We start from the raw sequence: 6,370 nt of genomic DNA on the forward strand, positions 1-6,370 counted from the left end.
CGCAGCCCCGATGCAGGTTGCCGCGGCGGGCGCTTTGCTGCCGCTGCCGGCGCTGGCCCCGATGCCCGCCTTGCCGCCGGTCCCGCCGGCGCCGCCGGTGGCACCCGCCCCGCCGGCACCGCCGCTGGCGAAGCCCGTGTATCCGGTGCATGCGCGCAAAGCCGGGATCAGTGGCAAGGTCGTGCTGCAGATCGACGTCGCGCCCAATGGCCAGCCTGCGAACGTGGAAGTGGCCAGCGCCGAACCGGCTGGTGTCTTCGACCAGGCCGCGCTCGATGCCGCGCGGGGCTGGCGCTTCGCGCCCAAGCTCGAAGAGGGTCAGGCCGTGGCGTATCGCGTGCGGGTGCCGGTGAAATTCGAGGCCGGCCGCGCCGGGGCAGCGGCGAGCCCGACACCGTAACGGCGGCGCGGAGCCGGTTCGCAGCCGGCATCCGCGTCACGGTCGTCGTCATGCCGGCGCAATGGGCGCCGGCGCGACAGGGCCGAAAGAGCATCGCATCCGATGCATTTGTGGCATCGCTAGCCCGGGTAAGCGCACCGCACCCCGGGGCTCTCCAACCATCGGCCACCCGCCAACCGCCACCACATTCCGCTACGCGAACAACAGCTTTGCCGACGCCACCAGCAACACCAGCGCCAGCGCATAGCGCAACTGCTTGACCGGCAGCCAGCGCAATCCGAGTTGGCTGCCGAGCAGCGCGCCCGCCCCGACCGCCACCAGCCACAGCGGCAGCATCGCCGGCAGCGTGCCGGTCGCATGCAGCAGTCCCGCCAGCCCGGTCAACGAATTGATCCAGACGAAGGCGACCGAGGTGCCGCTGGCATCGCGCGTCGGCATCCAGCGCGCGAACAGCAGCAGGGGCGTGAGGAAGATCGCGCCGCCAGTGCCGGTCAATCCGGAAAGCACGCCGATCGCCGCACCCACCGCCAGCCCGGCGGCCCACGGCACCTGGCGTCCCGCGGCCTGCGCATCGAGCGCCAGCACGCGGCTCGCGCTGCGGAAGATGCCGAATGCGGCGACCAGCAGCAATCCGCCCAGCAGCAGCGAATATCCCTGCCGCGGCAGGTGTACCTGCGCGGCAAGGTACGCGGCGGGCGCCGAGGCGACGACGAACGGCAACACGTTGCGCCAGCGCACGTGGCCTTCGCGCCAGAAGCGCAGCAGGCCGATGCCGCCGACCAGCAGGTTCAACGCCAGCGCCGTCGGCCGGATGGTGTCGGGCGCGAAACCGAGCAGGGCCATCGCCGCGATGTAGCCGCTGGCGCCCGCATGGCCGACCGAGGAATAGAGCACCGCGACGATGAAGAAGCCCACGCCCGCCAGCAACCCGGTCATCGATCAGCCTTTGTCGAATGCAATGCAGCGCGTTTGGCAGGCGGTAGGAGCGGCTTCAGCCGCGAGCTGTCCGCGAGGGAAGCATCGTTTGCCTTTCGCCGACAGCGATCCTGGGCCGGCGAGGCGCTCGCGGCTGAAGCCGCTCCCACAAAAATGCTATCGCCTGTCCTGCGCGGGCAGGCGACCGCCGCGCAGGTTGACCTGCAATGCCGGCCGCAGCAAGGCCGGCGGCGACAGGGTCGCATCGCGGGCACGACGCGCGGCATGGAAGGCATCGGCCGCGATGCGTGCTGCGGCCATGGTGTTGTCGCGCCGGGATTCGGCCACCGGGATCCACGCGCGCGGCGCGCGTCCGGCCGGCGGGTAGTCGTGGCACAGCCACAACACGGTGTCGTCCGGCAATGCGTGCAGGCGCTGGATCGCGTTGTGTAGCTGCTCGACACTGCCGCCCGGAAAATCGCAGCGCGCGGTGCCGACGTCGGGCGCGAACAGCGTGTCACCGACGAACACGTTGTTGCCCATGCGATACGACAGGCCGTCGGGCGTATGCCCGGGCGTGGCGATGACCTCGATGCGCAGCTCGCCGGCATCGAGCACGTCGCCGTCCTTCAGCAGGCGGTCGAAGGCGTCGACGAAGGCGGGGTCGTCGACGCGCAGGCCGAAGCCATTGGCGAAATGCGCCTGCACCGCGCGGATGCCGGCGCCGATCGCGACCTGCGCGCCGGTGCGCGACGTCAGGTAGGCCGCGGCGCTGAGGTGATCGGCATGGGCGTGGGTTTCGAGCACGTAGTGCAGGCGCAGGCCCTGGCTGTCGAGGTGGGCGAGCAAAACATCCGCGGCCGTGGTTCCGGTGCGGCCATCGCCGGCGTCGTAGTCCAGCACCGGATCGATCACCACCGCGTCGCTGCCGCGGCTGGCGATGTAGCTCCAGGTGCCGGTCGGCGGGTGGAAGAACGGCTGGATCGCAATCGCGTCGGGCATCGCTGTCCTCCCATGCGGCATCGCGTGATTTGGCCGCACCTGCCGCAACGGCATGGCGGCCCGGATGGTAGCGCTGCGGCGGTTGCGGCATGCGACGACACTGCGCACCGCGCTCACGCCGGTGGTGTTGTCATCGCCGTCGCGCCGCGATCCTGGCGCGACGGGAGCGCTCGATGATCGATGCCACGCTGGTCGCCTGCCCGCATTGCCACGCACTCAACCGGGTGCCGACGGCCCGGGTGGGCGCAGCGCCGGCCTGCGGCAAGTGCCATCAACCGCTGTTCACCGGCCATCCGCTGGCGCTGGACGCGCAGTCGTTCGACGCCCACCAGGCGCGCAGCGGCCTGCCGCTGCTGGTGGATTTCTGGGCGCCGTGGTGCGGGCCGTGCCGGATGATGGCGCCGGCGTTCGAGACGGCCGCCGCGCAGCTGGAGCCGCGCATGCGCCTGGCGAAGGTCGATACCGAGGCCCAACCCGCGCTCGGGCAACGCTTCGGCATCCGCAGCATCCCCACCCTGGCGTTGTTCGTCGGCGGCCGCGAGCTTGCGCGCCAGCCCGGCGCGTTGTCGGCGCCCGACATCGTGCACTGGGCCCGGCAGCACCTGCCCGGTTGAGCAGGCAGGCGGCCGGTGCCGCCTTCACTCGGCCAGGGCGGTGTCGAGCAGCGTCGCCAGCCGGTACGCGGCCTGGCGGATGCGCAGCTCGGCCAGGGCGCGATGCGCGACCAGGTAGCGGCGATCCATCGCATGGCCTGCGGGATACAACCCTGCCATGTCGACCAGGCGGCAGGATTCGGCCGCCCACGCCGCCGGGTCGGGATTGGCCGCGGCGACCGGCGGCCACGGCGCGGCTGCCAGCCGCTCGGCGTAGGCATCGGCCGTCAGGCCGGCCGAGGCCAGCACGTCGTAGTCCCAGACCGCATGCAGGTTGGTGCCCAGCACGCCGTCGGCGTAGTGGTCGCGCAGGAAGGCCGGCGGCGCATGGTCGGTGCGCAGGCTGACCTGGAAGCGGTTGCCGCCCTTGTCGCCGTGGCCGCCGGCATGCAGCGGCTGGTGCACGTCGGCGACCAGGTGGACGAGGAATTTCAATGCGTCACGACGCGCGTCCAGCGGCGCCGCACGGCCGGCCAGGATCGCCTGCTGGCTGCGGATCGCCGCCACCACGCAGTCGCCATCGGGACAGTCGCGCGGCAGCTCCAGCGCACAACCGTCGCCCATCGCCACGTAGTGCCAGCGCGACGTGGCGCGGAAGCGCGCCGGATCGGCGTGGCGCAGGTCATCGGCCCAGCTGGCGACGCCGGCCAGCGTCGGCTCGCGCTCGCCCGCGAGCAACCGCCCGATCGCCGCAGCCGTCGCCGGTCGGACATGGCGGGCGGCCAGGTCGCCGACGAGGCGATGGCCCAGGCCACTCCAGGCCAGCGCGACGGGGCTGATGGTGAACAGCAGGAGCAGCAGCAGAGGCAGCCGGCGCATGGTCGATGGGTGGTCAGTCAGGAGGGAGCGGCTAAAATAGCGGGCTCTTCGCACCCCGTCAGTCAGGAGTTTCCGTATGACGATCAAGGTAGGCATCAACGGCTTCGGCCGCATCGGCCGCAACGTGCTGCGCTCGGCCGTGCAGAACTTCGGCAACGACATCCAGATCGTCGCCATCAACGACCTGCTCGAGCCGGACTACCTGGCCTACATGCTGCGCTACGACTCCGTCCACGGCCGCTTCGAGGGCGAGGTGTCGATCGAGGACGGCCAGCTGGTCGTCAACGGCCAGCGCATCCGCCTGACCCAGGAGCGCGACCCGTCCAACCTCAAGTGGGACGAGGTCGGCGCCGACGTCGTGATCGAATCCACCGGCCTGTTCCTGGACAAGGCCAGCGCGCAGAAGCACCTGGATGCCGGCGCGAAGAAGGTGATCCTCTCGGCGCCGTCGAAGGACGACACCCCGATGTTCGTCTTCGGCGTCAACGACAAGGCCTACAAGGGCGAGGCGATCATCTCCAATGCCTCGTGCACCACCAACTGCCTGGCGCCGCTGGCCAAGGTGCTCAACGACAAGTGGGGCATCAAGCGCGGCCTTATGACCACCGTGCATGCGGCCACCGCCACCCAGCGCACCGTCGACGGCCCCAGCCACAAGGACTGGCGCGGCGGACGCGGCATCCTGGAAAACATCATCCCGTCCAGCACCGGCGCGGCCAAGGCCGTCGGCGTGGTGATTCCCGAGCTCAACAAGAAGCTCACCGGCATGTCCTTCCGCGTGCCGACCTCCGACGTGTCGGTGGTCGACCTGACCTGCGAACTCGAGAAGCCGGCGACCTACGACGAGATCTGCGCCGAGATGAAGGCGCAGTCCCAAGGCGCGCTGAAGGGCATCCTCGGCTACACCGAGGACATGGTCGTGGCCACGGATTTCCGCGGCGACGCGCGTACCTCGATCTTCGACGCGCGCGCCGGCATCGCGCTCGATCCCACCTTCGTCAAGCTGGTCAGCTGGTACGACAACGAGTGGGGCTATTCGAACAAGTGCCTGGAAATGGTGCGCGTGGTCGCGGCGAAGTAACCCGGCTGCGATCCCGGCGAAGACCCCGCGCGATGCGGGGTTTTTCGTTTGCGGGAAGCAGAGGTGGCGACGTCAGCCCGCTGCGATCACTCCGCGACCGGCTCGGCCGGGAAGCGCTGCAGCAGCGACAGCTTTCCGGGCACGCCGTCCCACGTGCCTGCATCGGGCATGGCCGGCTTCTTGTGCGTGAGCACCGGCCACCGCGGTGCCAGTTCGGCATTGATGGCCAGGAACGGCTCCTGGCCCGCCGGGACGTCGTCGGCGGCGAAGATCGCCCCGACCGGGCATTCCTCCACGCACAGCGTGCAGTCGATGCATTCCACCGGATCGATCACGAGGAAGTTGGGTCCCTCGTGGAAACAGTCGACCGGGCACACCTCCACGCAGTCGGTGTGCTTGCAGTTGATGCAGTTTTCGGTGACGACGTGGGTCATCGCGGGGCGTCTCCAGCCGGGCCAGTATCGGCAGGGCAACAATCGCCTGCCATGACCTGGATCAAGGCGACATCATCGATGCAGGCGGATACTGCGCGCGTGAGCGACCACGATTCCCTTCCGTCGGACGATGCGCCGGCCAACGATGCACTGCCCGCAGGCGCGCGACCCGGCGGCCGCGAGGACGGCGGTGCAGGCCATGCAAACGCGCGCGGAGCGGACGCGCCGGGTGGGCGCGCGCGCACCAGGGGCCCCGACCCCACGCCCGTTCGAAACGAGCCCCCGCCACGCGCAGGCCCGGATGGCGATGCGTCCTCCGGCGCCGACCCGCTGACGCCCGCCGAGATCGAGCGCCTGGTGGACCGCTTCTACGATCGCGTGCAGCGCGATCCCGTGCTCGGGCCGATCTTCAATCCGGCGGTGCACGACTGGGACGAGCACAAGCGCACGCTGGTGAAATTCTGGTCCTCTGTCGCCCTGCGCAGCGGCACCTATCGCGGCAATCCGATGGCCGCGCACCGGCCGCATCCGATCCGCGCCGCGCATTTCGAGCACTGGCTGGCGCTGTGGCGCGAGACCGCCAACGAGGTGCTGTCCCCGGCGCACGCGGCCTTGTTCGGCGACTATGCCGCACGCATCGCGCGCAGCCTGCGTTACGGCCTGGGACTGGACTGAGTCGCCTACGGGCGCGGGCGCGCGGCCGGCCGACAGGCGCATGGCGGCCGCGCCAGCCCCGCGATAAGGTGCCGCATCCGCGCCGGGGAGGCGCGCCGTAGGGCGAACGCAATGGAATCCCTGATCGCGTTGCTGGCGTTGGCCGTGCTCGCGGTGCCCGTGCTGCTGATCCTGGCGCTGAGTGCGATCGGCACGCTCAAGGCGCGTGTTGCGGGACTGGAGCGGCGGCTGGCGGCAATCGAGGCACTTGACGTGCCAACCGCGCCGGTCGCGCCGCCGGTGGCGGCCCCGCCGACGCGCGCGGAGCCGGGCATGGCGCAACCGGTGACGTTGCGCGCGCCGTCGCTGGCGTCCTGATCGGAGGAGCACACGTCTGAGGTCCAGTCACCCA

The 6,370-nt window shown here is 70.6% G+C and carries 9 protein-coding genes; 5 read left to right on the top strand and 4 right to left on the bottom strand.

The genetic code is table 11. The features are described from left to right. Positions 1-400, top strand: a 400-nt coding sequence (locus tag G7B67_RS12560) for an energy transducer TonB (protein ID WP_166212941.1), incomplete at its 5' end; no start/stop codon positions are given. Positions 401-592: 192 nt separating this feature from the next. Here the strand turns inward: G7B67_RS12560 and G7B67_RS12565 are convergent. Beyond that, positions 593-1,336 (bottom strand): sulfite exporter TauE/SafE family protein, encoded by a 744-nt coding sequence (locus tag G7B67_RS12565; protein ID WP_166212943.1) that lies wholly within the window; start codon positions 1,334-1,336, stop codon positions 593-595. Positions 1,337-1,492: 156 nt separating this feature from the next. Further along, positions 1,493-2,317, bottom strand: coding sequence for an MBL fold metallo-hydrolase (locus G7B67_RS12570; protein WP_166212945.1), 825 nt, complete (start codon positions 2,315-2,317; stop codon positions 1,493-1,495). Positions 2,318-2,490: 173 nt separating this feature from the next. Between G7B67_RS12570 and trxC the strand changes: the two genes are divergently transcribed. After that, on the top strand, positions 2,491-2,931 hold the full coding sequence (trxC, locus tag G7B67_RS12575; protein ID WP_166212947.1) for a thioredoxin TrxC: 441 nt from the start codon (positions 2,491-2,493) through the stop codon (positions 2,929-2,931). A gap of 24 nt (positions 2,932-2,955) precedes the next feature. On the opposite strand, the gene G7B67_RS12580 is transcribed toward trxC, so the two are convergent. Next, the gene (locus tag G7B67_RS12580) at positions 2,956-3,789 is read right to left on the bottom strand and encodes a S1/P1 nuclease (RefSeq protein WP_166212949.1); all 834 of its coding nucleotides are present in this window, start codon (positions 3,787-3,789) and stop codon (positions 2,956-2,958) included. A 76-nt stretch (positions 3,790-3,865) separates the two neighbouring features. On the opposite strand from G7B67_RS12580, the gene gap reads away from it, so the two are divergent. Further along, complete coding sequence (gene gap, locus G7B67_RS12585; protein WP_166212951.1) at positions 3,866-4,870, top strand: type I glyceraldehyde-3-phosphate dehydrogenase; 1,005 nt, start codon at positions 3,866-3,868, stop codon at positions 4,868-4,870. Between the two features lie 86 nt (positions 4,871-4,956). On the opposite strand, the gene fdxA is transcribed toward gap, so the two are convergent. Beyond that, complete coding sequence (gene fdxA, locus G7B67_RS12590) at positions 4,957-5,304, bottom strand: ferredoxin FdxA (RefSeq protein WP_166212953.1); 348 nt, start codon at positions 5,302-5,304, stop codon at positions 4,957-4,959. 51 nt (positions 5,305-5,355) lie between these two features. Between fdxA and G7B67_RS13575 the strand changes: the two genes are divergently transcribed. Both G7B67_RS13575 and G7B67_RS12600 read left to right on the top strand, forming a co-directional pair. Further along, positions 5,356-5,979 carry a group III truncated hemoglobin gene (locus G7B67_RS13575; RefSeq protein ID WP_341480473.1) on the top strand — a complete coding sequence of 208 codons (624 nt, stop codon included), beginning with the start codon at positions 5,356-5,358 and terminating at the stop codon, positions 5,977-5,979. A 111-nt stretch (positions 5,980-6,090) separates the two neighbouring features. Then, positions 6,091-6,336: a hypothetical protein gene (locus G7B67_RS12600; protein WP_166212955.1), complete on the top strand. Its 246-nt coding sequence runs from the start codon at positions 6,091-6,093 to the stop codon at positions 6,334-6,336. The last annotated feature ends 34 nt before the right edge of the window (positions 6,337-6,370 follow it).

This window comes from Cognatiluteimonas telluris (assembly GCF_011320095.1).
GTDB lineage: Bacteria > Pseudomonadota > Gammaproteobacteria > Xanthomonadales > Xanthomonadaceae > Cognatiluteimonas > Cognatiluteimonas telluris.